The organism is Methylomonas sp. ZR1 (genome assembly GCF_013141865.1).
In the GTDB taxonomy this organism is placed as follows: Bacteria; Pseudomonadota; Gammaproteobacteria; order Methylococcales; family Methylomonadaceae; genus Methylomonas.
Window position 1 is genome coordinate 3755837 of record NZ_RCST01000001.1, and the last position, 26226, is coordinate 3782062.

Below are 26226 nucleotides of genomic sequence, written 5' to 3' on the forward strand. Positions count from 1 at the left end.
TTTATTTACCGGCACCGACCGTCACGGTTTGCAACAACTCCGGTTTTACCCGGCGCTTGAACGCATCCTTGATTTGCTCGATGCTGACAGCTTCGACATTGCTCTGAAAGGTATCCAGATAGTCCAGCGGCTGCTGATAAAACCCAATCATCGCTACGTAATCGGTCAGCTTGCTGTTGGTATCGAAGCGCATCGCAAAACCACCTGTGATGTTTTGCTTGGCGGCGGTCAGTTCCTTATCGCTGGGGCCTGTATCCAGAAACTCGTTGAAGGTCTTCAGCAACACATCCAAAGCCTGTTCGGTTTGATCGTTTCGGGTTTGCAAACTCATCATGAACGGCCCCTGCCGGTATAAGGGCGCAAACACGCTATAAGCACCATACGCCAAACCGCGCTTCTCCCGCACTTCTTCGAATAACCTTGACACCATACTGCCGCCCCCCAAAATATGGTTACCTACATACAAGGCGAAATAGTCCGGGTCCTTACGATAGGTGCCGGGCAAGCCAACCAGTACGTGGGTTTGCGTGGACGGAAACTCGATGTGCTGTTTGCTGGCTTTGCTAGGCATCGTCACCACCGGAATTTCGGCAGGCTTACTGCCAACCGGTAACTTGCTCAGTAACTGGTTAGCGGTCTGCTCGGCTTGCTCGCGACTGACGTCACCGACGATGACCACCATCGCGTTAGCAGCCACATAGTATTTTTGATAAAAGCTTTTCAAATCGTCAGCGCTAAAACCGGCCACGGTTTCCACCACGCCGGTCTCGGGATGGGCGTAGGGATGATCGCCATACAAGGCTTTGTTAAACGCGATGCCGGCCAATTCGCCCGGTGATTCTTCCCGGTGTTTCAAACCAGCCAAGGTGCGGGCTTTTTCCCGCTCGAAATCGGCTTGATTAAAGGCCGGCTTGCTCAATACGGTTTCGAAGGTCGCCAAAGCTTTGTCGAACAAGGCTTTTTCGGTCAAGGTCCGTATCGCCAGCCAAGCCATATCTTCATTGACACCAGCTGAATAGTTGGCGCCTACCGATTCGAAGCGCTGGGCGATGTCATCGGCGCTCAAGTCGCCGGCCCCACTATCCAGCAAGGCGGAAGTCAACGCGGCGACGCCGAACTTCGCCTCGTCGCGGGCGCTGCCGGCATCGAATACCACCCGCACATCCACCATCGGCAAACCGGCGGTGCGCACGTAGTAAACCCGGCTGCCCTGCGGGGTTTGCCAGTTTTCGATTTTGGCGGCGGACCAGACGGTCTGGCTCAACAGCAATAGTACCAAACCCATTAAATTAAAACGCATGATGGCCTCCTATGGCTTTTGCAGGTTTGGCGGCTTGAGTTATCGGCTGCGGATCGAGATAAGCGACGGTGAGCGTGTCTTCGATCAAGTATTTACGCGCCACTTCCCTGACCTGCTCGGCGGTGACTTGATTGATCTTATCGACATACTCGTCAGCTTTTTGCCAACCGATACCCACGGTTTCCAGCGTGCCCAATTGCATGGCTTGATAGAAGTTGGAGTCTTTCTGATAGACCGCGCTGGCCAATACTTGAGCCTTGATGCGTTGCAATTCGTCCTTGTCGATCAACTGGTTCTTGAGTTGATATACCTCGTCCAGCAAAGCGTATTCCAGATCAAATACGGTTTTGCCTTCGGCGGGGGTCGCTTCCAACAGGAACACCTCAGGCAAGCGCGAAGTGAAGTCGTAACCCGCACCGGCCGATACCGCGATTTGTTTGCCCCTGACCAACCGCGAAGACAAGCGGGCACTATCGCCGCCGTCCAGCACACCCGCCAGCACTTCCAGCGCGTACGCCTCCCATTCCGGCTTGGCGGTTTTCAGTACCGGGACTTTATAGCCCATCATCAGGTAGGGCAGTTTGGCGGGGGCTTTTACGGTAATCCGACGTACGCCGTGTTGCTCACTTTCGTCTTGCGGTTTTACCGGTTTCAACACGCTGGGTTGCAGCGGCGCGAAATATTGCTCGGCCAGTTTTTCCACTTGCAGCGCATCGACATCGCCCACCACCACCAGCGTGGCGTTATTCGGCGCGTACCATTGCTGATACCAAGCTTGCAGGTCTTCGACTTTATAATTGGCGATGTCGGACGGCCACCCGATTACCGGGTTTTGGTAGGGGCTGTTGGTGAACGCCGTCGCCATGAACTGCTCATGCACTTTGGAACGCGGCTGGTCGTCGGTACGCATCCGCCTTTCTTCGGTAACCACTTCCAGTTCTTTTTTTAATTCTTCGGCTTTCAAATCCAGATTGCGCATCCTGTCGCTTTCCAGTTTAAAGCTGATTTCCAGGCGCGATTTTTCCAGGGTTTGGAAATAAGCCGTGTAATCCTGGCCGGTAAAGGCATTCTCGTTACCGCCGTTTTCGGCGATGATCCGGGAAAACTCGCCGGCCGGATATTTTGCGGTGCCCTTGAACATCATGTGTTCCAACATATGTGAGATACCGGTGATGCCACCGGGTTCATAGCTGGACCCGACCTTGTACCAAACTTGCGATACTACCACCGGCGAACGATGGTCCTCCTTTACCAGCAGTTTCAAGCCGTTGCTGAAAACATGTTCGTGTACCTTGCCGGCCTCGGCATGCGCCGCGACAGCAGGGCAAAGCAGCGCTAACGCCGCGAGCCTATAGTTCATAAATCCCTCGTTGACTAAAAGATGGTGAGCGCTTGTGATTATTTTAATAATCAATGGTTCACTGTTATTCTATATGTTTAAAGACCCGCAAATCTATTTGGTACTTGATGACCGACACCACTTCAGCGCTATCCTGGAAAGACTACTTAGAACTCTGTAAGCCCAGAGTTGTGGCATTGATCGTGTTTACCGCCATCGTCGGCATGTTGCTGGCCGTGCCGGGCATGCCGCCGCTGGATAACTTTTTCTACGGCAGCATAGGCATCGCCCTAGCAGCATCCTCGGCAGCGGCGATCAATCACTTCATCGACCAAAAAGCCGATGCGCAAATGGGCCGCACCAAGAATAGACCACTACCCACCGGTCATTTGAACTCTCATCAGGTATTGGTATTCGCCAGCTTTATCGGCCTTGTAGCGATGGCGATATTGACCATCAAAATCAACGTATTGACCGCCTTTCTGACCTTTTTGTCGCTGATCGGCTACGCGCTGATTTATACGGTATACCTTAAAAAATTAACGCCACAGAATATCGTCATCGGCGGCGCGGCCGGCGCAGCGCCGCCGGTGTTGGGCTGGGCGGCGATTACCGGCGAAGTGCATCCGCATGCGTTGTTGCTGTTTTTAATTATCTTCGTTTGGACCCCACCGCATTTCTGGGCTTTGGCTATCGCCAAACGAGACGAATACGCCAAAGTTGCCATCCCGATGCTGCCGGTGACGCATGGCGTCGAATTCACCCGCCTACAGATTTTGCTTTACACCATTTTGTTGCTGATTAGTACGCTGCTGCCCTATCTAACCGGCATGAGCGGCGTGATTTATTTGCTGGCCGCCGTGGTATTAGGCTTGGGTTTTATCTATTACGCCGTGCAAATGATGCGTAAAAAAGACAATAAAACCGCGATGCGCACCTTCGGCTACTCCATTGTTTATCTGATGCTGATTTTCGCGGCATTGCTGATCGATCATTATTTTCCACTGTCATTCTCATGAGCTTGTTGACCCAGGAACATCCGTTCGCGGAATTTATCAAGATACTCGGCAAGGGCAAAAAAGGCGCCCGGCCTCTAACCCAAGACGAGGCCTATCGGGCGATGCAAATGATCTTGGCCGACGGCCAGGTCGAGCCGATTCAACTCGGCGCATTTTTGATGCTGATGCGGGTGAAGGAAGAAACCTGTGAAGAGCTGGCCGGCTTCGTGCAAGCCGCGCGGGAAAGCTTCGCCTTCGAATCCAAAGTAGCTGTCGATCTGGATTGGTCGTCCTACGCAGGCAAACGCCGCCATCTGCCCTGGTTTTTATTATCCACATCACTGCTGGCCGAGAACGGCATCAGGGTCTTCATGCACGGCGCCGGCGGCCATACCGAAGGGCGTTTGTACACCGAAAATGTGCTGCAAGCATTAGGCATCAAGGCTGCCACGTCAATAACCGAAGCCGGCCAGCAATTGCAGCAAGACAATTTCAGCTATCTCTCGCTGGAATATATATGCCCGAAACTGTTCGACATGATCAATCTGCGGCCGGTGATGGGCTTGCGTTCGCCGGTGCATACATTGGTCAGATTGTTGAATCCGTTCGACGCCACGGCCAGCATTCAAGGCATCTTTCATCCCAGCTACCGACAGGTTCATCAAAAAGCCGCGCTGTTACTGGACCAGAAATACATGGCGGTGTTAAAAGGCGAAGGCGGCGAAACCGAGCGCAATCCGGACGTCGAGTGTCTGGTGCAAAGTGTCAATAACGGCGAACTTAACGACGAGACCTGGCCGGCCCTATTCGAACGCCGGCACATGAAAGCCGAAGACATGGACCCGAAGTTATTGGCGCAATGCTGGCGCGGAGAGCTTAACGACGAATTCGGCGAAGCAACCGTGATAGCGACTGCCGCCGTTGCGTTGAAGCTGCTGGACAAAGCCGATGACCAAGCACAAGCTCAGCAATTGGCGACCGAATTTTGGCAGGCGCGTAACCGGCAACGTTTTTGAGTGGCCGACGGTTTAACCCGCAGTTCTAGCCGGCTTCCAGAGGCGGGTAGCTAAAGTTTGGAATACCCTTGATATAGTCGCGCTGCAAATGCAGATACTGCAAGCCCATCAGCGTGGAAATCTCGTCGTGATCGACCCAAACTACCTTAACCTCGCCTTCCAGATTCAAGTGCTTGTAATCGAATTTGGCCACCGTACCGTCCACCACTTCAATTCTGCCCAGCATGCGTATCATCAAACCGTCCACCGAGACATTTTCGGTATTAAACGCATAATCATTGCCGTTGAAGACAATATGCCCGGGCGCGGTCATGTTTTTGCGGTAAGCGCGGCGGCTGTAGAGTAAATTATCGGTATCGTAAGACAGGTTGCGAAACTCGATGGCAATTTCAAATCCGCCCTCGGTAGCTTCAGCGCGCACCATTTCCGCCTCTCCAGCCAAGCGCATGCTCGGCAGATAAAAATCGACTATCGGCGAAACTTGCAAAGCATTAAAAATGTCTTTGATGCCATTGACCTGCGGCTCGACCTTCAGCACTGCCAGCAAGCCGGAAAGCGACAGATTCACGACCCAAATTTCGTGCTCTTCAAAGCCCAAATACAGCAATCCTTGGCTAGCCAGGTTTTTGCGATAGGCGCGTTTTTCGGTTGTTGGCATAATAATCCTTCTGTTTGGCAGGGCTTTTTAAAGGTAAATCCTTTTAGCAATCTAATTTATTGGGATATGAAAAGCAGATTAATTTGTCTGGCTAGTCTAGCCGTTTTATCGGCGTGTACAACCATGCCACCAAAAAACCCGGAAAATATCTGTCAAATCTTCCGGGAAAAAGACGACTGGTATCAAGCAACCTTAAGCTCCGCGCGGCGCTGGGGCGTGCCCATTGCGGTGCAGATGGCCATCATCCATCAGGAATCCAGCTTCGTCGCTGACGCCCAACCGCCCCGGCCATTGATTCTCGGCTTTATCCCTTGGTTTCGTTCCAGCAGCGCTTACGGTTACCCGCAAGCCAAGGACGAAACCTGGGCGGACTATCAGCAAAAAGCCGGCAACGGCTGGGCCGATAGAGAAGATTTTGCCGACAGCTGCGACTTTGTGGCTTGGTATTGCGCCACCAGCAACCGCAAGCTGGGCATCCCCACCTCAGACGCCAACAATCTGTATTTAACCTATCACGAAGGCTTAGGCGGCTATCAGCGCAACAGCTTTTTATCCAAGCAATGGCTGATGAATACCGCGCAAAAAGTCCATCAGCGCGCCTTGCGTTACGACGCGCAACTGGCAAGCTGCCGGCAGGAGCTGGAACAAAAAAACTGATAAACTAGCCGCCCCAATCATCTATCGGGAGTTTTCATGAAATCCACGAAACAACGTGTCATCGCCATTTTAATCGCATTTATTACAGGATTTGCTATGTTCTCACTGGCCAACGCCAACGCCCCAACCCCAGCCGAAAATAAAGCCGCCGGGGAAAAATTTCTGGCCGACAACGCCAAAACCGCCGGCGTGGTAACCACCGCCAGTGGCCTGCAATATGTGGTCTTCACCGAAGGAACCGGCGCCCAACCCAAAGCCACCGATAACGTCACCGTCCATTACAAAGGCACCACCATCGACGGCAAGGAGTTCGACAGCTCCTACGGCCGCGGCGAACCCGCCACATTCCCTCTGAACCGCGTTATCGCGGGCTGGACCGAAGGCGTGCAGTTGATGAAAGAAGGCGCGAAATACCGTTTCTTTATTCCTTCTAACCTGGCTTATGGTGAGCGTGGTGCGGGACGGGATATTGGGCCTAATGCGGCGTTGATTTTTGATGTTGAGTTGATTAAGGTCAACTGAGTTTGTTTGGTCTTTTTAGCTAACGGTTTGTTTGCTGACTTAAGACTTTAGTTGCGGTGTCGCTGACGCGACGGTTTGATTTAATGTCGGGTCTCGGCCCGACAGCCGAGACACTTTCTTTTGCTCCGCCAAAAGAAAGTATCCAAAGAAAAGGCGGCCCGGACGCCGCTTATTCCCTGCGCTCCTCGCTTTTGCCGGGGGTTGACGAAAGGGGCTTCCTGCCCCTTCGTCAACGCGCCGCATCCCTGCGGCGCCCCTTCGGGCTGATCCCGTCAAAAGCTCCGGTGCTCGGCGCGGCATACGGGGTAAAACCTATCCCAAAATCGAAAGTCTGCCCAGTCTAAATCGATTTTTAACCCTCCTTATGAAAACATGTTGTTTTAGGGACGAAAGACAATTCGGCTATTAAAAACAAATTTCTAGCTAGACTGCCCCCTTGAATTCGCAGAAAGGGAAAATTGTCCAACCAAGGAATATATAAAGAAACCATCTAATCTCCCGTTTGACATACGAACAAACATGACCAGCCCTCCAATATTTCCACCCTCATTCCTATTACTCCAGCAAGAGGGTTACCTCATCAGCTCATGCCTAGCGACGGGCTTATCAGAACTTCGACGAGCCAACGTCCACAACAAAGGAGCCTTCTACGCAGCATTGTTGAATATATCGGTAGGCTTGGAACGACTGATGAAAGCAATCATCATCATGGACCACATGATAATGAACCAGCTTGCAGTTCCGTCTCGAAAAAAATTGAAGGAATACGGTCACGACATTGTCAGTCTGTATGATTCGTGTGTCTCAATTTCAGCAGCAGAAAACTCGAAACTCACTCCAATACAAAACCTTGAGCCAATATCTGCCGAGATTCTGGCTTTACTAAACGACTTTGCACAAACAACCAGATATCACAACCTAGATGCCTTGAGCGGACTGCAAACGCAGATAGATCCTCTTGAGCACTGGAACAATGTGATGATGTCAATTCTCAGGAAAGACGTATCCAAAACGAAGCGGGACCGGATACTCTCGCAAGCAAACGCAGCATCCAACGCGCTTGCTGGGAAGGCGTTTACTTTAATGCAAGGACTAGACAAACAGGCGCTCACGACGGAGCAAGCATTGGCCCTTCCCGGACTTCATGATCAAGCGGCTCGCTACGCCGTCCTTTACATAATAAAGATGCTTACAGAACTGCGCGACCTAACATCCGACATTAGCCACAAGGCGTATGCGTGCGAAAACCGAGAGCCTCCATTTCCTCAAATGCAAGAGTTTCTCGAATGGGTTTGGGACGATAGAGCATATGTTCTTAGAAAGAAAAAATGGCCTTAGCCCGCAGCACGGTAGCACGGTAGCACGGTAGCACGGTAGATACTGTTATCCAAGTCAAGCCAAATGAATAGCCGAATCGAAGGGTTTGGCGGATTTTAAGACGCCGAACGCCACATGAATCAATTTTCGCATCATGGCGCCGATAATGAGTTTATTGGGCTTACCGGCGCAGGCTAATCGGTTCCTGAATTGTTTCCCCCAGGCGGTTTTATACAATGTGACCATGGCTGGCATATACATGGCTTTTCGCAAGAACGAGTGGCCTATTTTGGAGAGTCTGGGTTTGCCCTTAATACTACTACCCGATTCGTATTGCCTAGGATCGAGTCCGGCAAAGGCTGCGGCTTGTCGGCTATTGGCGAAGCGCGAGGTATCGGCGTAGAACGCTAGGATAATAGCGCTGGTGCGCTCGCCAATGCCGGGGATGCTGTCGAGTAATTCGCGCTGTTGCTTGAGATCGGGATGGCGATCAATGTGATCATTGATGGCGTCGATCAATTGTTGGATAGCGGTATCCAGCCAATTCAGATGCTGCTGAATGTCCTCGCGCACCGCTTCGCGAGCCACCTGCAAACGGTTGCTTTCTTGGGTGCGCATGGTTTGCAGGGCGTCCAGGCGCAGCACTAGTGCGCGTAACGTGACTTCCGCCTCGCAACGGGGTTGCCAAGCGGATGGTTTGCGTTCGGCGCAGAAATCGGCAATGAGTTTAGCATCGACCGTATCGGTCTTGCTGCGGGTGAGCCGTGAAGCGCCATAAGCTTTGATTTGTGCCGGATTGACGACGCTGACAGTTAAGCCGTTGGTTGCCAGATGCTGAGCAACGTCTTCCCAATAAATGCCGGTCGCTTCCATGCAGACCTGCACGGATTCAGCTTTTTGGGCGTTTAGCCACGTCAACAAAGCTGTAAAGCCTTCAAGCGAATTGGGAACCACTTTGGCGCGAAACTTACCGTTGGACAAGCGTAATGAGCAATCCAGCTTGGCTTTTGAAACATCGATACCGAGATAAAAATGGGACATTGAAAACCTCAAATGATCTACCTTGTGAATGCAGGCTGCCGGAATCCGGGCCGAAGAGACTGTCCGATCGTTGATCGAGGGTGGGTCACTGCTGCAGGGGTCTACGTCTCGGGCTTCAATAGTCCAAGGTCCGATACGGCATCCAGTGACCCAAACCTGAGGTGCCCCTCAGGCATGTTTTGCGAGATTTCATTATCTCCTGAAAAACACGGGTGGATAATACAAGGTCCGATTAGCGCAGCGTAATCGGACGCATGTTGAATTAAAGCCCATCTAGGGTATGCCCTGCCAAAGAATGCTTGGAATACTCCTCCTTCCTCCGAATACGCTTCGCTATTCGGAGCTACTCCGCCACATACAAAAATATTGTTAAAGCTTTCGAGCTTACCAGTGGGCGTCTCCCGTATGCCGCGCCGAGCACCGGAGCTTTTGACGGGATCAGCCCGTAGGGGCGCCGCAGGGATGCGGCGCGTTGACGAAGGGGCAGGAAGCCCCTTTCGGCAACCCCCGTCGAAAGCTTCGGAGCGCAGGGAACAAGCGGCATCCGGGCCGCCTTTTCTTTGGATACTTTCTTTTGGCGGAGCAAAAGAAAGTATCTCGGCTGTCGGGCCGAGACCCGACATTAAATCAAGCCGTCGCGCCAGCGACACAACCCCAACAAGCCTAACCAAAAAAAACACCCCTACGCCAACACCCTAGCAAACAGCCTGTGAGAATATTCCTGCTCCCGCTGCAAGATAGTTTCGTTTTTTATATCCTTGAGCTTTTTCACCAACACTTCCCCGGTTTCCGGAAAGAAATACACCTTGCGGGGATAGATACCGAGCATGTCGTCAGCGAGGACCGGAATGTTCCGACCGGCCAAATAACTGCGTAAGAACTGAGCACTACGCGCGCCGACATTGTTGCGTTGCATGCCGTTAAGAATATTACCGCCGCCAAACACTTTGGCTTCCAGCTCGCTCTCTTCCGCACCCATGCCGACCAGGTGCTTGATGAAATTGTCCATGCCGTTACTAGCCATGTTCTCCATGCGTTGATTGAGCGGCTGGTCTTCGTTGACGTTCACCACCATGAATTGATACATGCCGCCTATGCCCCGCCGCCTATCTCGAATACAGGCAATCACGCAGGACCCCAACACGGTAACAATAAGCTCGCCGGAATTGGTGACACAATATTCGCCGGGAGTGATTTTGCAGGCGCGGATGCGTTGGTGCGGGTCGTAGTAGGTTTCGGAGTATTTTTGCGGGTGCATAGCCAGGACCATCTTGAGAGTTGCAGAACATTAATACTTATCAAGCAATAAGCCGGCCACTATAAAATTTGGTTTCCACCTCAAATCTTTAGCATTTCAGCGCGCGACCTTGCCGAAGCGATTGTAAACCGCTTCGACAACTATTGATTGATTGGGTATCTGTCTCAGCGCGCCGAGACACAAGCACCCGGGCTATCGACAGTCAGAACGAGCAACGAGCCGGAGTGGTGCGTAGCGCTCGCGATTGGCGCACTTGCTATTACCCCAACCCAAGTCATCACCGGCATATCGTTCGGCAGACCGGGCGAACGATGTCGAATGGAACCGTGGTTTGCAATTTTGTTATAAAAATATCCGCCGCAGTCGCAGCACATTTTAGTATCCTAGCCAGCCATTCCGTACCCAGCCGTCAACCATGAGCCAATACCCACTTTTTGCCACCACGCCTAAAGCGATGGAAGGCATCCTTGCCAACGAAATCAAAGCCCTGGGCGGCCAAAACGTCCGCGAAAAAATGGCCGGCGTTTCCTTCGATGGCGATCTGGCGCTGGCTTACCGGGTTTGTTTGTGGTCGCGTACGGCTAACCGGGTGTTTCTGCCCTTGAGCAGTTTCGAGGTCAAGTCGCAGCAAGACTTGTACGATGGCGTCAAAAAAATCAACTGGTTCGAGCATATCAAGCCCGACGACAGTCTGGCGGTATCATTCAGCAGTAAAAACAATCCGGCCATCAACAACACTCATTTCGGCGCCTTGAAAGTCAAGGACGCCATCGTCGATCAGATGCGTGCCAAGTTTAATAAACGACCTAATATCGACACCGACCGGCCCAGCATTCGCGTCAATGTTTATCTACACAACGAAACCGCCCAACTCAGTCTGGACTTATCCGGCGAGAGTTTGCACAGACGCGGTTACCGTGACGTCAACATTGCTGCGCCCATCAAGGAAAACCTGGCGGCAGCAATTTTGCTGCGCGCCGGCTGGCCGAAAATCGCCGAACAAGGCGGTTCGCTACTCGACCCGATGTGCGGCTCCGGCACCATGTTGTTAGAAGGCGCGATGATTGCCGCCGATTATGCGCCGGGCTTGCAGCGCGATTATTTCGGCTTTTTGGGTTGGAAAAAACACGACGCCGCGCTTTGGCAAAGCCTGCTGGACGAAGCCAAGCAGCGCCGGGATGTTGGCTTGAGTAAAATGCCGGTGATCGTCGGGTTCGATCAGGACCGGCGTACCGTGGTAGCCGCCTTACAGCATGTTGAAAACGCCGGCTTGGCAGGCAAGATTCATATCGAACGGCGCGACATCGGCGATGCCACAGCGGCGGAAAGTTGGCCCAAAGGCCTGATCGCCTGTAACCCGCCCTACGGCGAACGACTGGGCGACGAGGCGGAAACCTCTGAGCTGTATCGCCGCTTTGGAGAGGTACTGAAACAGCGTTTCGTCGGCTGGCAGGTGGCGATGATCATCAGCAATCCGGAATTGGGTTTTAGATTGGGCGTACGTTCGCAAAAGCCGATTACCTTGTTCAACGGCGCGCTGGAGTGCAAGTTGCTACGCTTTAATATCGAAGAGCAAACGTTTTTCGAACCCAAAGCCAAATCCCAGCAAGAACGCATAGCACAAATCAGCCGGCGCACCGAAACCGAGCAGCCTGACAATCAGGCGGAGATGTTCGCCAATCGCCTGCGCAAGAATCTGAAAAAAATCGGCAAATGGGCCAAGCAAAATCAGGTCAGTTGCTACCGGCTGTACGATGCCGATTTGCCGGAATACGCGGTGGCGGTTGACGTTTATCAGGGGGACAAGACTTGGGTCAACGTCCAGGAATACGAATCGCCGAAAACCATTGATCCGGCCAAAGCCAACCAACGCCTGGCCGGGGCGATGGTGGAAATTCCCAAAGTATTGGAGATACCCAAGGAGCAGGTGTTTTTAAAAATCCGCCGCAAGCAGAAAAGTACCGATCAATACGAAAAGCAGGGCGAGTCCGGCCGCTTTCATGTGGTCGAAGAAGGTGGCTGCAAGTTTTGGGTGAACTTCGAAGATTATCTGGACACCGGCCTGTTTCTGGATCACCGGCCAATCCGCTTGATGATACAACAACAAGCCAAGGGCAAGCGCTTCCTGAATCTGTTTGCTTACACCGGCAGCGCCAGCGTGCATGCAGCGGTGGGCGGCGCGGCATCCAGCGTCACGGTGGATATGTCCAATACCTATCTGGACTGGGCCAAGCGCAATTTTGATTTGAACGGCATTCAAGGCGATCACAAACTGCTGCGCGCCAATTGCGTGGAATGGCTGGCGGAGCAAGCCGGCGCCAAAGACAAGCCGCAGTTCGATCTGATCTTTCTCGATCCGCCGACCTTTTCCAATTCCAAGAAAATGGACGAAGCGTTTGATATTCAGAACGATCATCTGCACTTGCTACGCCATGCGGCCAGCCTGCTTGCGACGGATGGCGTACTGTATTTTTCCACCAACTTCCGCCGCTTCAAGCTGGACAGACAGGCTTTGGCGGATTTGCGGATAGCAGACATCAGCGCGCAAACCATTCCGGAAGATTTCGCCCGCGATCAAAAAATTCATTATTGCTGGAGGATTAGCCGATGAGCGAGTGTCTACACATCATCGTCAAGGGCCGGGTGCAGGGCGTATATTTTCGCGCCTATACCCAGAAGCAGGCTGTGAAATTGAATATAAAAGGTTTTGTCAGAAATCTGGCCGATGGCTCGGTGGAAATCGTCGCCGGCGGCCATCCTGACGACCTGCAAAAACTGGTGACGTGGTGCCATAAAGGGCCGATATTGGCCAAGGTTTCCGAAGTGCTCGCCAACTCTTATGATGCTGGCGAGCACTTTGAGGCGTTTGAGGTTAGATAGTTGCTCTGATGTCAGGCATGAGAATGCGTGAAATTTTGATTCGATCAAATCAATAACCGCGTCTCAATCTTTAACCTAGCAAACGGTTTCCTACTAGTTATCTATGCAAACAACTTCTAAGCACCTTCCCACCCAAATCGGATTACAATAGCGAACATTTATTCTCAACAAAGGGCGCAGTTTAGACGCCCGCCAGCAATCGGCAGGAGCACTTTTGGCAGACAGAATTATTCGTATCGCTACCCGGCAAAGCCCGCTGGCCTTGTGGCAGGCCGAGCATGTCGCGGCCCGGTTGCAACAAGCATTTCCCGGCTTACAAACCGAATTGGTCAAAATGGTCACCCGCGGCGATAAAATTCTCGACGCACCGCTAGCCAAAGTCGGCGGCAAGGGCTTGTTCGTGAAAGAATTGGAACAAGGCATGCTGGAAGGTACAGCCGACATCGCGGTGCATTCCATGAAAGACGTGCCTGTGGAGTTTCCGGAAGGCTTACATCTAGCAGTCATCATGGACCGCGAAGATCCGACTGACGCTTTTGTTTCCAATCACTATCGCAGCCTAGCCGAATTGCCCGCTAACGCGCGCATTGGCACCTCCAGCTTGCGCCGCCAATGCCAAATCAAGGAAAAATTCCCGCATGCGGAAATCCTGAGTTTGCGCGGCAACGTCAACACGCGGCTAGCTAAACTGGATGCCGGCGAATACGATGCAATCATACTGGCGTCGGCCGGTTTGAAACGTTTGGGAATGGGCGAACGAATCACCGCTCAATTGCAGCCGACAGAAAGCCTGCCAGCGATGGGCCAAGGCGCTATCGGTATCGAGTGCCGGATCGACGACGCCGAGATTCACGAGTATTTAAAGGTATTGCACGACGAGGACACCAGCATCCGGGTCGGCGCCGAGCGGGCGATGAACGCCCGGCTCAACGGCGGCTGCCAAGTACCGATTGCCGGTTTTGCCGAAATCAAAGGCGAGCGATTATTGATGCGCGGCCTGGTCGGCAGCCCCGACGGCACTTTGTTATATAGAGCCGAGGCGGAAAGCAGCCTCAGTGACTTCGAAGCGTTGGGCAAAACCGTGGCCGAGGATTTATTAGCGCAAGGCGCGGACAGGATATTGCGCGAGCTATACCAGTGAATTCGGCTTTAAACGGCGCACGCATTCTAGTAACGCGGCCCGCCGCGCAGGCTGAGAATTTATGTCATTTGATTGAACAACAGGGCGGCGTGCCAATACGCTTTCCAACACTGGAAATCGTCGAAACCCAGCCCGATCCGCAGTTGTTAAGCCAAGCCGTCGCCAGCGACTGGCTGATTTTTACCAGCACCAACGCGGTGGATTTTGCTATCAAGGCGTTCGGTGGCAAAATGCCGGCCTTGCGCAAATTCAAAGTCGCGGCTGTCGGCGCCGCAACCGCCAACGCATTGCAGCAAGCGGCATGGCCGGTGGATTGCGTGCCGGCCAGCGCATTCAACAGCGAAGGCTTGTTGGCTGAACCTGAATTACAAGCTGTATCCGGCATGCGTTGCGTCATTGTGCGTGGTGTCGGTGGCCGGGAGAAACTGGCGGAGAGCTTGCGCAGCCGCGGCGCGGAAGCGAGTTATCTGGAAGTGTATAGCCGCCAACAGCCGATTGCGGACAACACGGAATTGCGGACAGACATAGCCCAAGGGCGGCTGGATGCCGTGACGATCACCAGCGTCGAAGCGTTACAAAATTTGTTGGCGATGCTGGATGATGAGTCGATAGTATTATTGAAATCGATACTTTTAGTCGTCATGAGCGAGCGGATCGGCCAAGCGGCCGAAGATTTCGGATTTAAACAGATTGCAGTGAGCGCACAGCCCACGGATGCAGCGATTTTAGAGACCTTGACGACGTTATTGAACGGGGAAAACAGTGGCCGAAGTAATTGAAGAACAACAAGAAAATCCAGCTCCGGTAGTGGTGGTTAAAAAGTCTCACGCCGGATTGTGGATAGGCATCACCTCTATCGTATTGGTGATTGCTTTGGCGGGTGCGGGTTTTTTCTTTTTCCAGCAATTGCGCTTCAGTCAAGATACCGAAAACAATCAAGATAACCTGAAGATACTGGAACTGGACAAAGAACTTAACGGCCTGCGCGAACAGTTGAATGGCGTGCAAACGCAAATCGCCAACGTCAATGCCGAAATGACCGGCAAAGACAACCATTTCAACGAAACCTTGGCCGACTTTTCCAAACTGCATGAAGAACGCCTGGGCACCACTCGCAAAGAGCTGGAAGCCTCCATTGTGGCTTTGCAACGGCAGCTGGGTAAAACCCGCGGCGACTGGCTACTGGCCGATGCCGAATATCTGTTGACCGTTGCCAATCAGCGTTTGCATTTGGTCGGTGACGTCACCACCACCCGCGAAGCGCTGGAAGCGGCCGACCAAAGGCTTAGAGAAAGTGGCGATGCGGCGGTATTTAAAGTTCGCGAGCAAATTGCCAAGGAAATTGCCTTGTTAAACGGCGCCACCGTGCCGGATATCGTCGGCATCTACAGCGGCATTCAACATTTACAGGATGCCGTAGAAAGCTTATCGGTGTTTCTGCCGCATGCCGGCAAGCAGCCGGAAAAACCTGAACCCAACAGCGACCTGTCCGAACACGGTCATGAAATTTTAAGCACCGTAGCCAAACAACTGGAAGGTTACGTGGTGCTGCGTCACACCGAACAACCTGTCAACGCCATCCTGACCCCGGAAGAAGCGCACTTTATCAAGCAGCAGCTGAAAGTCAGGCTGGAAATGATCGAAATTGCCCTGGTGCAACAAAACGACACCTTGTTTGCCAGCAGCATCGCCGACGCCAAACAATGGCTAAAGAAAAATTTCGCGGAAAATCAGCAAACCGATAACTTCGTGGCTGAACTCGACAAACTGGCGAGTGTGCAAATCCGCAGCCAATATCCGGATGTCAGCGGGTCGTTGAAGCTATTGAAAGACATTAGTAAATTGCGTATCGAATCCGATAAAGCCGTGCTGAATAATCCGCCAGCGGAAACGGCCTCGCCGGCAATACCCTCTGCCGGCCAGCAATAAGCGAGTGGCATTATGAAAAATCTCATGTATTTTCTAGGCTCCTTGCTTTGCGCCGTTCTGGTGGCGTTTTTGCTGCACAGCTGGCTGGTCAAACAAAACGATCCCGGTTATGTGTTAATCGGTTTCGGCCACTGGTCGCTGGAAACCTCTTTGACCGTATTCGCCGTCGCGCAAGTAATCGGTTTTTTCGTTCTTTACAATTTTTTCCGCTTGATGGGCGTGTTGATTCGCATGCCCAACCAATTTGCCAAGCGCCGCCGCAATATTCGTTTCAACCGCTCGCAGGAAGCCCTGGTGGCCGGCTTATTCGATGCGGCAGACGGTAATTGGGAGCGCGCGGAGAAAGTGCTGATCAAGCATGCCGCGCATAGTGGCGCACCTTTGCTGCATTATCTGACTGCCGCCAGAGCAGCGCAATCGCGCGGCGCACTGGACAAGCGCGACGAGTATCTGCAAAAAGCCAGCGAACAATCCTCGGACACCAATATGACCGTCGGCTTGACCCAAGCCGAACTGCATCTGTCTGAAAAACAATTCGAGCAAGCCTTGGAAACCCTGGGCAAATTGCACTCAATCAATCCGGGCCATGCGCGGGTGTTGAAAATGATGCATCAGGCGTATCAACATCTGGGCGACTGGGAAGGCTTGAGCAAGATACTGCCTTCGCTGCAACAGCATAAAGTGTTGATGGAAACCGAAGTAAAATTGCTGGAAACCGAAACCTTCAGCCGCCTGCTGAAACAAACCATCGCCCAAGGTGACCGCCAAGCGATCCAAACCTGCTGGGAAGGCATCCCTGATCACATTAAAGTGCTACCGGGTATCGCCAACATCTATTTTGCGGCAATGATTGCCGCCGGCGCCGGCAGTAGCGTGGAATCGGCGATGCTCAAGCAATTGGGCCGGCATTGGGACGACACCTTGCTGGTGTTGGTTTCCAATATTGAAGCCGACGATAAGGCCAAGCAATTGCAGTCGGTCGAACAATGGCTGGCGGTTTACCCCAGCAACGCTGTATTGTTAAGAGTGCTGGGCAAGTTGGCTTTGAAAGCCGAGCAAATGGAGAAAGCCGAACAATATTTGTTGAAAAGCCTGAATACCGAAGCGTCGGTGGCGACCTATCAATTATTGGGCGAATTATTGTTTAGCAAAGGCGACAAGGATCAAGCCTGCGATTATTTCAAACGCGGCATGGAGTTGGCGTCAGCCGAGCTGATCAGCGGTGTGGAATCGATTCGCACAGCTTAAATACTTAAAACAACCCGCGATCAGTTCAAATCCCGAATAACCTCGGCGTCTGCATATTCGCTTTTGATAATCAAAATTTCCGGCAAATTCTTTTTTAACAGCGGCGCTAATTTAGGGTCGAAGTGTTTGCCGGATTCCGAGGCGATATAAGCTAACGTTTCTTCTACCGCCCAGGCCGGCTTATACGGTCGTTGCGACGTCAGCGCGTCAAATACGTCGGCTAGCGCGCAAATTCTGCCGGCAATCGATATATCTTCTTCCCGCAAGCCATTCGGATAGCCGGTGCCATCCCACTTTTCATGATGATGTTGCGCTATGGTACGCGCGGCCCGCATCAACTCGGTCGGCGAGCCGGATAAAATATTGGCGCCTATTTGCACATGGGTCTGCATGATCCGCCATTCTTCGGGGTCGAGCTTGCCGGTTTTTAACAGAATCCGGTCCGGAATACCGATCTTACCAATATCGTGCATCGGCGCCGCATTCAGAACAATTTCCGCCTCCTGCTCAGTTAAGCCATACGCCAAAGCCAACAACTGCGCATATTTACTCATGCGAATGATATGGTTGCCGGTTTCGTTATCCCGATACTCGGCGGCCAGCCCCAGTCTGCGTATGACTTCCTGACGAGTACGATACAATTCGTCGGTTCTGGTTTTAACCTGTTGTTCAAGAAGACGGTTTTGATCGCGTATCTGATTATGCATCAAGCGCACTTCCAGCAGATTGTGGATGCGGGTAACGGCTTCCAGTTGATCGAAGGGCTTGGTCAAAAAGTCCTTAGCCCCCAAACTCAAGGCTTTCAAGCGGGTCTCCATGTCCGGTTGCGCACTGAGCACCAACACGGGTAAATAGTCGTCTCTGAAACGCTGTTGCAATTGTTCCATGACATCGAAGCCGCTTAAATGCGGCATGCGGATGTCTAACAAAAAGGCATCGAATCGCGTGGTATCACACAGAGAAGTCACTTCGCGAGAATCGCAGGTCGATTGAATATTCCGATAACCCTGGCGCTGCAAAATTTTTTCCAACAATTTGACGTTAGCGGGTTCGTCGTCGACGATGAGAATGGCGGCTTGCAGAATATGCTGTTTTAAGTCCACGTTGCTGTTTTCAAAGAATCATGAAGTTGGGAGCGAAAACCTAGCAGTCCGACTCGTACCGAGCCGTGCCTGCTGAATGGGTTATCCGCGAGATTCTCAGTATAGACAAATTAGTTGAGTCTGCTTTTTACCGCCTGACGCCAGCATTCAATCTAACAGCCGAAAAGATTCCAGAAATAAAAACCAGCCGGCCCAACGTCGAAATATTCAGCGGCAGCGAATGGCCATACAGGAAATATCGTCTTGCGCTTCCCGGTTCAGCATATGCGCTTCCAGGGCCTGTTGGATCGCCGCCACTTCAGCGCCAGGCGGCGCCGTTCTGAGAATCTGCAGGACGCGCTCTTGGCCGAATAAACCGCCGTCAGGACCCAGGGTGTCGGTCAAGCCATCAGAGTACATAAATAACTCGCAAGGCTCCCGCCAATGCCAGATTTCGCAAGTATCGTCGAATTGCCGGTTATCGAGAATGCCGGCAGAGGGGTGTGAGGAACGAAAGGTGTGAACCGGCTTGCCATCGCCATCCAGCGCATAAACATCGGGTAAGCCGCCATTCCACAACTCCACCGACTTTTTTTCAGCATCTATCATGCCCAATACCAAAGCCACGAAACGGCCCGTCGGCATCTGGCTGTGCACCAGGCGATTGATCTCGCGGACGATTATGGGTACGGCCAAGCCCTTTTTCGTCATCGCCTGGAATGCCTGATTGACAATCACCGTCGGTAACGCTGCCGCCAAGCCGTGGCCGGTCGAATCGGCGAGCATAAAATAAATTTGTTGCTTACTGACGCGCCTGGCGCAAATCAAATCGCCGCTAAAGCGTTTGGCCGGCAATAACCAAAACTGCAAATGATCGTCTTTCAGATCGCTCTGTTTAATTAACCTCTCAAAAATACTCTGTAAAAACTGCTGCTCCGCTTCGTTTTCGTCGCGATAGGCTTTAAGTAGCTGAGTATCGGCAATAATCAGATTTTGCATATCGATCACACGCTGCACCGAACCCAATTTAGCGGCAAGAACAGCGCGACTGAACGGTTTTTGCAGATAGTCGTCAGCACCGGCTTGCAGCCCATCCAAGACATTTTGGTCATCGGCTAGCGCGCTGAGCACAAAAATGGGCACCCACTTGTCCAGGGTTCGCTCTCTAATCGCTTTGATAGCCTCCAGGCCATCCATGACCGGCATCATAATATCCATCAGAATCAGATCGGGATTTACACTGGCCAGAGCGTGAACCGCCTGCTCCCCATTTTCGACCAAAATGACTTCATGCTGCATCCTGCTCAGTAATTTGTCGAGCAATAGCCTGTTTTCGTAGATATCGTCGACAACCAATATTTTCATTAGGAACTGTACCGTTATTCAATCGAACCGGCAGTCTACCCTAGTTAAATAGGGTATCCCACATAGAATCGACTTTTTTGATGACATCCTCACTCATTACAATCGGACGTCCCCACTCCCGGCTGGTTTCGCCCGGCCATTTGTTGGTCGCATCGAAACCGACCTTGGACCCCAAGCCCGACACCGGCGAAGCAAAGTCCAGATAATCTATAGGCGTGTTTTCCAAAATCGTCAAATCGCGTGCCGGGTCCATGCGGGTGGTAATCGCCCAAATCACGTCCTGCCAATTGCGTACATCGACATCGTCATCCACCACGATCACAAATTTGGTGTACATAAATTGGCGCAAATACGACCAGGTGCCCAGCATCACCCGCTTGGCGTGACCGGCGTATTGTTTCTTCATGCTGATCACCGCCATCCGATAGGAACAGCCTTCCGGCGGCAGATAGAAATCAACGATTTCCGGAAACTGCTTTTGCAGGATGGGCACGAAGACTTCATTTAAGGCCACACCCAAAATAGCCGGTTCATCGGGCGGGCGGCCGGTGTAGGTGCTATGGTAAATCGGCACCTGCCGTTGGGTGATACGCTCGATGGTAAACACCGGAAACTCATCGACTTCGTTGTAATAACCGGTGTGATCGCCGTACGGCCCTTCCGGCGCGGTTTCGCCAGGATAGATGAAGCCTTCCAGCACGATTTCCGCACTGGCCGGCACTTGTAAATCGTTGGACAAACATTTGACCACTTCGGTCTTACTGCCGCGCAACAAACCCGCGAAGGCATACTCGGACAGAGAATCCGGCACGGGTGTGACCGACGCCAATATCGTCGCCGGGTCCGCTCCTAGAGCCACTGCAACCGGAAACGGCTTGCCAGGATGCGCTTGCTGCCATTCCTTGAAATCCAATGCGCCGCCGCGATGCGCCAGCCAGCGCATGATGACTTTGTTTTTGCCGATGACTTGCTGGCGGTAAATTCCCAGGTTCTGCCGGTCTTTGTTCGGCCCTTTGGTAATCACCAGCGGCCAGGTGATCAAAGGCGCGGCGTCTTCCGGCCAACAGGTTTGAATCGGATAAACGCTTAAATCGACTTCGTCACCGACCCGAATCACTTCCTGACAGGGTGCGGAGCTGACTATTTTTGGGGCCATATTCAGCACTTGTTTGAATACCGGGAATTTTTCCAGCGCGTCTTTCATGCCCTTCGGCGGCTCCGGCTCTTTCAGATAAGCCAGTAACTCGCCGATACCGCGCAATTCGGACACATCTTTGGCTCCCATGCCCATCGCGACCCTCTTCGGCGTGCCGAACAAGTTACCGAGCACGGCAATGTTGGACCCTTTCGGATTTTCAAACAGCAAAGCCGGACCGCCCTGCTTCAACACCCGGTCGCATATCACCGTCATTTCCAACACCGGATCGACTTCCTGTTTGATGCGCTTCAGTTCGCCCTGCTTTTCCAGTTGCGCGATAAAGTCTCGTAAATCTCTATATTTCATGCATGGTCCTTAAAGGGGGTGGCCGAACTTCGTGCCATGGGATGCAAAATTAAAGCGGCAATCATACGCCGAGTTAAGCTAGACGAGAAAACCAAAGAGACAAGTAATTAGACTATGATCTCTTATGAGCTAATTTTTTTAATCCGAACCGTTTACATTTGATTATTCCATTGCCAGAAATCGAACCCGTGCCATACTTTTGACGAGGGGTCAGCTTGCCGCGTTAACAGTCGTAGATGTCGGAGCAGCATTTGAGAGCTAGTCCCGAAAGAAAGGTTTAATTTTATTCGTGGAGATTTGTTATGGGATTTGCATTAACTGATGTATGTGGCTTTCGTCCTGCAACTTATGCGGGACGTCCAATTCCAGAAAAAGACTTGGCGAGCGGAGGGCTAGGAAAATTCGACACCCACTTCGGCATCAATGGGGACGTATCGGCGATTGTCAATGATGGCGATATTAATACATACGGCCCTCGCGCAATCGATTTGAATCAACGCGGGGGTATTGTTGCCGAAACGCTTTGGAATAAGTGGCAAGACAATCCATCTGATAGTGACGTATCAGGTTTTTTGACTTTTTTTGAAGAAGTAGGTGGCAGAAAGGCCCCAAAGAACACGCAATATCCGGTAGGAGCGAAGATTAGCGGCGTCGATGTAGGAGGAGATGAAAAATATAAGTTCGGCGCGACCAACAAAAAAACTTCTAGTATTTCCGACGATAATAGTGAAGGCGCCATGTTTCAGTTGGGTACTCGCTGGTCTAAAGTGGCTTTAGAACATACCGTTAAAAATGGAGGACGTATTCACTTTCATTTAGATGGGATGGGAGATATTAGCGACCTTTTGAATAAGTTAGGCGATTTTAATTACAACGTCACGACCCGAGAGTTACGCTATGTCTACCGTAATTGGATTAGATTGGGTAAGTCTGCGATTTTTTATAATGGCTTTTCTAAAACTTCGTCTGGAATTTACAAAGCGGTTATCGTCGATAGACCCTGGTAAAAAGCACTAACGTCCAGCGTAGTGAAGGCACTTTTGTGCCGATGGCAATAAGTAGCACCCTCGGCGCGATGTACTCCGAATGTGAAAAATCCATAACCATACAAGCTAACTGGAAACTATTGGACGCTCTTTACTGGAAACTTTTCAAAGCCGTTTGACATATCGCAACCATCGCGAAAAATTTACTGATCAACCATCAACGCCTCAACACTTGTAGCGGTGGTTGATTAACCACCTGCCTAACCCCCCAGTACCCTGCCAGCCCCACCGTTATCGCACCTATCGCCGGCAATGCGCCCCACAAATGGTAGCCCGGACGATAGTCGATCTGCATCACGCGGGTATACAACGCATACAGAATCGCTTCGCTAGCCAGAGCCGCCATGACGCCAGCCAAGGTGCCGAGCAAGCCAAACTCAATCACGTGCGTGGTACGTAAAAAGCCGCGCCGGGCACCCAAAGTCCGCATCAGCCCACCTTCGTAGATTCGTTGATCCAACGTGGCGTAGACGGCGGCAAACAACACGGTAAAACCGGCCGCCAAGGCAAAATACAGTAGTAGATTGATGGCCTTGGTCAACTGCGTCAGGATCATCTTGAATTGTTTCAAGATCTGATCAACTTCCAATATCGTGATCGCCGGATATTTTTTCAGCAACGTATTCAAAAGAATTTTTTGGGTATCGGCCAAATAGAAGCTGGTCATGTACATGGTCGGAAAGTTATCCAGCGTGCCGGGCGAGAAGATCATGTAAAAATTGGGCCGCATCGTATCCCACTGCACGCTGCGGAGTTGAGCTACCTTGGCGTTGAATTGCGCGCTCCCCACCGTAAAGGTCAATTCATCGCCCACCTTGATTTTCAAGCTTTCCGCCAGTTTTTGCTCCACCGATACCAGACCCGGCCGATCGGCTTGCCAGGCACCGCCATCGGTGGCTTTGTTATCGTCCGGCAATTGCACCGCCCAGGTCAGGCTCAATTCGCGTTGAGTGGCGCCTTCGCCCTGGGTGTCTTTGCTGACCCGGCCTTGCACCGCTTCGTTATTAATCGTCACCAGGCGTCCGCGTACCACCGGATAAAACCGGCTGCTGACAATCTGCGCTTGCTGCAATTCGTCTTGAAATGCCTGCTGGCGTTCCGGCAGGATATTCAAGGCAAAATGATTCGGCGCCTGTTCCGGCAATTGCTGTTGCCAGTTGTCAATCAAATCGCTGCGCACCGTAAAACTCAGGGCCATGGCGGTGAGCGTGATGCTGAAAGCCAATATCTGGCTGACGCTGGCCTGGCTGTTCCTCAGCAATCCCTGCAAGCCAAAACGCCAACTCAAGCCCATCTTCGGCAACAGCTTGCGCGCCAGCAATAACAAACCGTATATCGCCCCACCTACACCCAATAGTGTCAACGTACCCAAACCCAATATGATGGAGGTCATTTTCGGGTCTTGGGTATAGCGCCAAATCAAACTGCCGATAATCGCCAGCGCCAAACCGTAAATCAACCAACCACTGGTGGGTAAGGGTTCCAACTCACGGCGCAATACCCGCAATGGCGAGACTTTTTGCAAACGCAGCAATGGCGGTAAAGCAAAACCCAGCAAGATTGCCAAGCCCGAAGTCAAGCCAAAAAATACCGCCAACCAGCTGGGACTGGCCAACTCTTCCGGCAACAAGGATTTTAACAGCTCGAATAAACCAAATTGCGCCAACCAGCCCAAGCCGCAGCCGACGCTGCTGGCTAATAGGCCCAGCACCAAGAACTGCAAACCGTACAGCCAGACAATTTCCGCTTGTTTACACCCCAGGCAACGCAACAAGGCAGTGGCGTTGAAATGCCGCTCGGTGTAACGGCGGGTAGCCATCGCAATCGCCACGCCGGCAATCAAGATCACCACGATGCTGGACAAACCCAGATAACGCTCGGCGCGCTGCAATGCCGATCCCAATTCCGGGCGGTCCTCGTGTATATCCAGGATATTTTGCGAACTGTTAAGTTGCGGCTTCAACCAGGTTTTAAAGGCGACCAAAGCCTGTTCGTCGCCGCTGAACTGGAAGGCGTAACGCACATGACTGCCAGGTTGAATCACACCGGTGGCGGCCAAGTCGCTTTGATTAATCATCACCCGCGGCGAAAAGCTATAAAAGTCGCCGCGTTTATCCGGCTCGTAGCTCAACACCCGGCCGATGGTCAGAGGTTTTTCGCCTACGGTCAACGTATCGCCGATTTTTAGATGTAGAGCCGGTAGTATGCGCTTGTCCACCCAGGCCGAGCCGGGTTCCGGACCCTGGCTGGCGACGATTTCATCCTGTGACTCGGCATCGCTGGTTTTCAATTTCCCGCGCAGCGGGTAGCCGCTGCTGACGGATTTTACCGAAGCCAACAGCATTTCCTGGTTTTCCAACAAAACGCTGGCAAACTCGCTGGTTTGAGAATGGGATAAGCCCAATTCGCCGGCCTTGGCCAACCAGGTTTCGGCTATGAGCGCCGGCGCAGCCACCACCAGATCACCGGCTAAAAACTCGGCGGCTTGCACCGTCATGGTCCGATGCAAACGGTCGGCAAATAGCGATATAGCGGTGGAACTGCTGACCGCAATCAGCAAAGCTAGGAGCAGTAAGGTCAGCTCTCCGGAACGACTATCGCGCCATAACAGTTTCATGGCCAGATTGACACGTTTCATACCACGCTCCCGGCATCCAGGCGAATGGTGCGTTGACAACGCCCGGCCAAAGTCATGTCGTGAGTCACCAAAATCAAAGTGGTATGTTGTTCTTGATTGAGCTCGAACAGCAGATCGATGATGTGCGCACCGGTTTTGCTGTCCAGATTACCGGTCGGTTCGTCGGCAAACAGGATAGCCGGCTGGGTGACAAAAGCCCGCGCTAAAGCCACCCGTTGCTGTTCGCCGCCAGACAATTGTTTGGGGGTATGCGTCAAGCGCTGCGACAAGCCCACTCTGTCCAGCAAGGCGCGGGCAGCGCTCGCCGCTTGAGCATGTCCGCTGAGTTCCAGCGGCAGCATGACGTTTTCCAGAGCCGTCAACCCCGGCAGCAGTTGAAAGGATTGAAACACGAAACCGACCAATTCGTTGCGCAACAATGCGCGGCCGTCTTCGTCGAGCTTGGTCAGATCGCGGCCATTGACAACCACTCTGCCGGTACTGGGCGTATCCAATCCAGCCAGCAAACTGAGCAGGGTGGATTTACCGGAACCGGACTCGCCGACAATGGCCAGACTCTCGCCCGAATTGATGATTAAATTCACTGAGGACAAGATGTGTAAAATGCCCTCGGAAGTTGGCACCGATTTGCCGAGCTGTTCGGTAACGATAATCGGGGAACTGGTCTTATCAATATGAGTATTCAACATGTATAGCGTGGTCCTTGCCGTAATTCTGGGTTTACTACCGATAAACGCCATGGCGAAATCGATAGTGGTATTGGGTGACAGTATTAGTGCCGGTTACGGCATCGAAGTTCAGCTTGGCTGGGTGGCTTTGTTGCAAAACAAGCTAACCGACCTGCATAGCGACTATGTTATCAGTAACGAAAGCATCAGCGGCGATACTTCCGCTGGCGGCCTGGCGCGACTGGAGCAAATTTTATCGCGGCATAAACCGGATATTGTGTTGGTGGAACTGGGCGCCAACGACGGCTTGCGCGGTTTATCGCCAGCGGAAATGAAAAATAATCTGACCGAAATCACTCGGCGTTCGCAAAACGTCGGCGCCAAAGTGATGCTGCTGGGGATGAAGATCCCCCCCAATTACGGCAAGCGTTATGTCGAGATGTTTTACGAGGTTTTTCCGCAGCTATCCGCGGAATTGAAGATCCCGTATGTGCCGTTTATCCTGGAAGAGGTAGCATTAAACCCGGAGATGATGCAGGCCGACAGCCTGCACCCGAATGAGCTGGCGCAACCATTGATTGCCGAAAAGATTTGGGGATATTTACAAGCCTTGCTGTAG

23 protein-coding genes are annotated in these 26226 nt (G+C 52.3%); 13 read left to right on the plus strand and 10 right to left on the minus strand.

Translation table 11 applies throughout. The features are described 5' to 3' along the window. Nucleotide 1: 1 nt before the first annotated feature. Together DDY07_RS17050 and DDY07_RS17055 are read right to left on the minus strand one after the other, a co-directional pair. The gene (locus DDY07_RS17050; protein ID WP_171696740.1) at nucleotides 2-1300 is read right to left on the minus strand and encodes a pitrilysin family protein; all 1299 of its coding nucleotides are present in this window, start codon (nucleotides 1298-1300) and stop codon (nucleotides 2-4) included. Next, entirely contained in the window at nucleotides 1290-2660 is a 1371-nt protein-coding gene (locus DDY07_RS17055; RefSeq protein WP_171696741.1) for a pitrilysin family protein, read from the minus strand. Before DDY07_RS17055 ends, DDY07_RS17050 begins: the two co-directional genes overlap by 11 nt. 107 nt (nucleotides 2661-2767) lie before the next feature. On the opposite strand from DDY07_RS17055, the gene cyoE reads away from it, so the two are divergent. Together cyoE and DDY07_RS17065 are read left to right on the plus strand one after the other, a co-directional pair. Next, nucleotides 2768-3658, plus strand: coding sequence for a heme o synthase (cyoE, locus tag DDY07_RS17060; protein WP_171696742.1), 891 nt, complete (start codon nucleotides 2768-2770; stop codon nucleotides 3656-3658). Then, nucleotides 3655-4653, plus strand: a complete 999-nt coding sequence (locus tag DDY07_RS17065) for a glycosyl transferase family protein (RefSeq protein ID WP_171696743.1) — start codon at nucleotides 3655-3657, stop codon at nucleotides 4651-4653. The genes cyoE and DDY07_RS17065 overlap by 4 nt, the downstream gene beginning before the upstream one ends. A gap of 25 nt (nucleotides 4654-4678) precedes the next feature. Here DDY07_RS17065 and DDY07_RS17070 read toward each other — a convergent pair whose 3' ends face one another. Beyond that, nucleotides 4679-5311 carry a PilZ domain-containing protein gene (locus tag DDY07_RS17070; RefSeq protein WP_171696744.1) on the minus strand — a complete coding sequence of 211 codons (633 nt, stop codon included), beginning with the start codon at nucleotides 5309-5311 and terminating at the stop codon, nucleotides 4679-4681. Nucleotides 5312-5377: 66 nt separating this feature from the next. Here DDY07_RS17070 and DDY07_RS17075 point away from each other — a divergent pair, with 66 nt between their 5' ends. From DDY07_RS17075 to DDY07_RS17085, 3 genes are all read left to right on the plus strand, one after another. Next, on the plus strand, nucleotides 5378-5968 hold the full coding sequence (locus DDY07_RS17075) for a hypothetical protein (RefSeq protein ID WP_171696745.1): 591 nt from the start codon (nucleotides 5378-5380) through the stop codon (nucleotides 5966-5968). Nucleotides 5969-6004: 36 nt separating this feature from the next. Next, entirely contained in the window at nucleotides 6005-6490 is a 486-nt protein-coding gene (locus DDY07_RS17080; protein WP_033158556.1) for an FKBP-type peptidyl-prolyl cis-trans isomerase, read from the plus strand. A 690-nt stretch (nucleotides 6491-7180) separates the two neighbouring features. Then, on the plus strand, nucleotides 7181-7828 hold the full coding sequence (locus DDY07_RS17085; RefSeq protein ID WP_171694355.1) for a hypothetical protein: 648 nt from the start codon (nucleotides 7181-7183) through the stop codon (nucleotides 7826-7828). 54 nt (nucleotides 7829-7882) lie between these two features. On the opposite strand, the gene DDY07_RS17090 is transcribed toward DDY07_RS17085, so the two are convergent. Next, nucleotides 7883-8848, minus strand: a complete 966-nt coding sequence (locus tag DDY07_RS17090) for an IS110 family transposase (RefSeq protein WP_171694354.1) — start codon at nucleotides 8846-8848, stop codon at nucleotides 7883-7885. A 682-nt stretch (nucleotides 8849-9530) separates the two neighbouring features. Beyond that, nucleotides 9531-10106, minus strand: a complete 576-nt coding sequence (locus tag DDY07_RS17095; RefSeq protein WP_033158609.1) for a chemotaxis protein CheD — start codon at nucleotides 10104-10106, stop codon at nucleotides 9531-9533. Nucleotides 10107-10521: 415 nt separating this feature from the next. Between DDY07_RS17095 and rlmKL the strand changes: the two genes are divergently transcribed. The 6 genes from rlmKL (at nucleotide 10522) to DDY07_RS17125 (ending at nucleotide 17304) form a co-directional block, all read left to right on the plus strand. Continuing rightward, on the plus strand, nucleotides 10522-12717 hold the full coding sequence (gene rlmKL / locus DDY07_RS17100) for a bifunctional 23S rRNA (guanine(2069)-N(7))-methyltransferase RlmK/23S rRNA (guanine(2445)-N(2))-methyltransferase RlmL (protein ID WP_171696746.1): 2196 nt from the start codon (nucleotides 10522-10524) through the stop codon (nucleotides 12715-12717). Further along, entirely contained in the window at nucleotides 12714-12986 is a 273-nt protein-coding gene (locus DDY07_RS17105) for an acylphosphatase (protein WP_171696747.1), read from the plus strand. Before rlmKL ends, DDY07_RS17105 begins: the two co-directional genes overlap by 4 nt. A gap of 214 nt (nucleotides 12987-13200) precedes the next feature. Continuing rightward, the gene (gene hemC / locus DDY07_RS17110) at nucleotides 13201-14127 is read left to right on the plus strand and encodes a hydroxymethylbilane synthase (protein WP_171696748.1); all 927 of its coding nucleotides are present in this window, start codon (nucleotides 13201-13203) and stop codon (nucleotides 14125-14127) included. Next, nucleotides 14124-14906, plus strand: a complete 783-nt coding sequence (locus tag DDY07_RS17115; RefSeq protein WP_171696749.1) for a uroporphyrinogen-III synthase — start codon at nucleotides 14124-14126, stop codon at nucleotides 14904-14906. The genes hemC and DDY07_RS17115 overlap by 4 nt, the downstream gene beginning before the upstream one ends. Further along, nucleotides 14890-16056 (plus strand): uroporphyrinogen-III C-methyltransferase, encoded by a 1167-nt coding sequence (locus DDY07_RS17120; protein WP_171696750.1) that lies wholly within the window; start codon nucleotides 14890-14892, stop codon nucleotides 16054-16056. The genes DDY07_RS17115 and DDY07_RS17120 overlap by 17 nt, the downstream gene beginning before the upstream one ends. A 12-nt stretch (nucleotides 16057-16068) precedes the next feature. Further along, nucleotides 16069-17304, plus strand: coding sequence for a heme biosynthesis HemY N-terminal domain-containing protein (locus DDY07_RS17125; RefSeq protein WP_171696751.1), 1236 nt, complete (start codon nucleotides 16069-16071; stop codon nucleotides 17302-17304). A gap of 20 nt (nucleotides 17305-17324) precedes the next feature. Here DDY07_RS17125 and DDY07_RS17130 read toward each other — a convergent pair whose 3' ends face one another. The 3 genes from DDY07_RS17130 to ubiD all read right to left on the minus strand — a co-directional run bounded on the left by DDY07_RS17130 (nucleotide 17325) and on the right by ubiD (nucleotide 21255). Then, complete coding sequence (locus DDY07_RS17130) at nucleotides 17325-18407, minus strand: HD domain-containing phosphohydrolase (RefSeq protein WP_171696752.1); 1083 nt, start codon at nucleotides 18405-18407, stop codon at nucleotides 17325-17327. A 207-nt stretch (nucleotides 18408-18614) separates the two neighbouring features. Next, entirely contained in the window at nucleotides 18615-19751 is a 1137-nt protein-coding gene (locus DDY07_RS17135) for a PP2C family protein-serine/threonine phosphatase (RefSeq protein ID WP_171696753.1), read from the minus strand. 40 nt (nucleotides 19752-19791) lie between these two features. Further along, entirely contained in the window at nucleotides 19792-21255 is a 1464-nt protein-coding gene (gene ubiD / locus DDY07_RS17140; RefSeq protein WP_171696754.1) for a 4-hydroxy-3-polyprenylbenzoate decarboxylase, read from the minus strand. 302 nt (nucleotides 21256-21557) lie between these two features. On the opposite strand from ubiD, the gene DDY07_RS17145 reads away from it, so the two are divergent. Further along, nucleotides 21558-22262: a hypothetical protein gene (locus DDY07_RS17145; RefSeq protein WP_171696755.1), complete on the plus strand. Its 705-nt coding sequence runs from the start codon at nucleotides 21558-21560 to the stop codon at nucleotides 22260-22262. A 196-nt stretch (nucleotides 22263-22458) separates the two neighbouring features. Here DDY07_RS17145 and DDY07_RS17150 read toward each other — a convergent pair whose 3' ends face one another. Beyond that, a complete protein-coding gene (locus DDY07_RS17150; protein WP_171696756.1) occupies nucleotides 22459-24939 on the minus strand; it encodes an ABC transporter permease in 2481 nt (826 codons plus the stop codon). Next, nucleotides 24936-25628, minus strand: coding sequence for an ABC transporter ATP-binding protein (locus DDY07_RS17155; protein ID WP_171696757.1), 693 nt, complete (start codon nucleotides 25626-25628; stop codon nucleotides 24936-24938). The genes DDY07_RS17150 and DDY07_RS17155 overlap by 4 nt, the downstream gene beginning before the upstream one ends. Here DDY07_RS17155 and DDY07_RS17160 point away from each other — a divergent pair. Next, nucleotides 25627-26226, plus strand: coding sequence for an arylesterase (locus tag DDY07_RS17160; protein ID WP_171696758.1), 600 nt, complete (start codon nucleotides 25627-25629; stop codon nucleotides 26224-26226). The genes DDY07_RS17155 and DDY07_RS17160 overlap by 2 nt on opposite strands.

Coding starts and splice junctions, on each gene's coding strand:
- DDY07_RS17090 (WP_171694354.1), bottom strand. CDS start 8,848: ATGTCCCATTTTTATCTCGGTATCGATGTTTCAAAAGCCAAGCTGGAT.
- DDY07_RS17160 (WP_171696758.1), top strand. CDS start 25,627: ATGTATAGCGTGGTCCTTGCCGTAATTCTGGGTTTACTACCGATAAAC.
- rlmKL (WP_171696746.1), top strand. CDS start 10,522: ATGAGCCAATACCCACTTTTTGCCACCACGCCTAAAGCGATGGAAGGC.
- DDY07_RS17080 (WP_033158556.1), top strand. CDS start 6,005: ATGAAATCCACGAAACAACGTGTCATCGCCATTTTAATCGCATTTATT.
- DDY07_RS17135 (WP_171696753.1), bottom strand. CDS start 19,751: ATGAAAATATTGGTTGTCGACGATATCTACGAAAACAGGCTATTGCTC.
- DDY07_RS17070 (WP_171696744.1), bottom strand. CDS start 5,311: ATGCCAACAACCGAAAAACGCGCCTATCGCAAAAACCTGGCTAGCCAA.
- DDY07_RS17105 (WP_171696747.1), top strand. CDS start 12,714: ATGAGCGAGTGTCTACACATCATCGTCAAGGGCCGGGTGCAGGGCGTA.
- DDY07_RS17125 (WP_171696751.1), top strand. CDS start 16,069: ATGAAAAATCTCATGTATTTTCTAGGCTCCTTGCTTTGCGCCGTTCTG.
- DDY07_RS17065 (WP_171696743.1), top strand. CDS start 3,655: ATGAGCTTGTTGACCCAGGAACATCCGTTCGCGGAATTTATCAAGATA.
- DDY07_RS17050 (WP_171696740.1), bottom strand. CDS start 1,300: ATGCGTTTTAATTTAATGGGTTTGGTACTATTGCTGTTGAGCCAGACC.
- ubiD (WP_171696754.1), bottom strand. CDS start 21,255: ATGAAATATAGAGATTTACGAGACTTTATCGCGCAACTGGAAAAGCAG.
- DDY07_RS17150 (WP_171696756.1), bottom strand. CDS start 24,939: ATGAAACGTGTCAATCTGGCCATGAAACTGTTATGGCGCGATAGTCGT.
- DDY07_RS17075 (WP_171696745.1), top strand. CDS start 5,378: ATGAAAAGCAGATTAATTTGTCTGGCTAGTCTAGCCGTTTTATCGGCG.
- DDY07_RS17155 (WP_171696757.1), bottom strand. CDS start 25,628: ATGTTGAATACTCATATTGATAAGACCAGTTCCCCGATTATCGTTACC.
- DDY07_RS17095 (WP_033158609.1), bottom strand. CDS start 10,106: ATGCACCCGCAAAAATACTCCGAAACCTACTACGACCCGCACCAACGC.
- DDY07_RS17145 (WP_171696755.1), top strand. CDS start 21,558: ATGGGATTTGCATTAACTGATGTATGTGGCTTTCGTCCTGCAACTTAT.
- cyoE (WP_171696742.1), top strand. CDS start 2,768: ATGACCGACACCACTTCAGCGCTATCCTGGAAAGACTACTTAGAACTC.
- DDY07_RS17085 (WP_171694355.1), top strand. CDS start 7,181: ATGAAAGCAATCATCATCATGGACCACATGATAATGAACCAGCTTGCA.
- DDY07_RS17055 (WP_171696741.1), bottom strand. CDS start 2,660: ATGAACTATAGGCTCGCGGCGTTAGCGCTGCTTTGCCCTGCTGTCGCG.